Raw genomic sequence first — 1,067 nt, 5'->3', positions numbered from 1 at the left:
CACTGACAAACCATCCCTGGAGGCTACCGGGGAAGAGGTAGCCACTGACAAACCAGCCCTGAAGGCTACCGGGGAAGAGGTCGAAAATAAAGGTGGTTCCTTCCAGTACACGCCGGAACAGGCAGAAGTTTTGTACGCTATCCACCTATACGCACAGCAGCACCCTCTCAAACGACAGGCCCTGCAAGTCGCAAATGGTCTGGCCGAATTAGCCGTAATGCACGGTAAGGCAATACCCGACCTTCCGACTTACGATTTTGACGATGAATTTGCATCGTTGCGCTTGCATGTACAGGTTGGAGACAAACTGTCGTTTGATCAGACCAGTCGAATCGTGCAAATCTTCAGGGACCTGAAGACAATCTTCCCTGAATACCTCGACGAGCCCTGCCCTCTGCAAGAAATCCAGACACTAGTGCACAGGGCCAGAGATGAGATGGGATCCGGGGCTGAAGAATACGACAAAGAAATTTTCGGCATGGGCAAATCAGCGATTCGCTTAATCGGGGATGAACCGACTCTGAAAAGCTTCCGGGAATACTTCGCTACCCGTTCTGCCAGCGGTAACAGGATCATAACTCTGCTGCAAGAAGGCCTGATCAGCAAGGTTGAACTTTGGAACTACATAGAGGCCGTCAGAGGAATTGATGACTATCAGACAGTGAATGAATTTGAACACTTCCTTGGCTACAAACACAGCGTCAAGTTGACTCACTTCAAGGCCGCTCTCCGGACGCTGTCCAACAGGGGTGCCGGGGAATTCATTCTGCATATTTTTCCTGCTGTGACTGCCCCGGCGGCTATGAAAGTGTCTGTTGCTGGCATGAAAGAGTACGCAGCTGCGGTCATCGCCAACTACGTCCTTGATGATATTGCCTTTAATAACGGCCGCAGGACGGCAGCATTCCTGGCCAATGTTCAGGATACTATGGCACCTTATGCTAACGCCGCTGGCGTGTCTGAATCTGAGCTGATCAAGGCTATCCATGACACCTTGATGCAGGCTCAGACCGCAGCGGTTGAGCATCAGCTCAATGATTACTGGGTCAAACCTTCAGCCTTTCTGG

Annotated in this window: 1 protein-coding gene; it reads left to right on the top strand. The window is 51.4% G+C overall.

The window, feature by feature from the left end; translation table 11 throughout:
• The coding region (locus KDK17_RS17395; RefSeq protein ID WP_257288670.1) for a hypothetical protein at window positions 1-1,067 on the top strand (1,067 nt) is incomplete at both ends.

It is taken from the genome of Endozoicomonas sp. SESOKO2, from assembly GCF_024606245.1.
In the GTDB taxonomy this organism is placed as follows: Bacteria; Pseudomonadota; Gammaproteobacteria; order Pseudomonadales; family Endozoicomonadaceae; genus Endozoicomonas_A.
The sequence above is the reverse complement of the archived record's forward strand: the minus strand, read 5'-3'. Positions and strand labels throughout refer to the sequence as shown.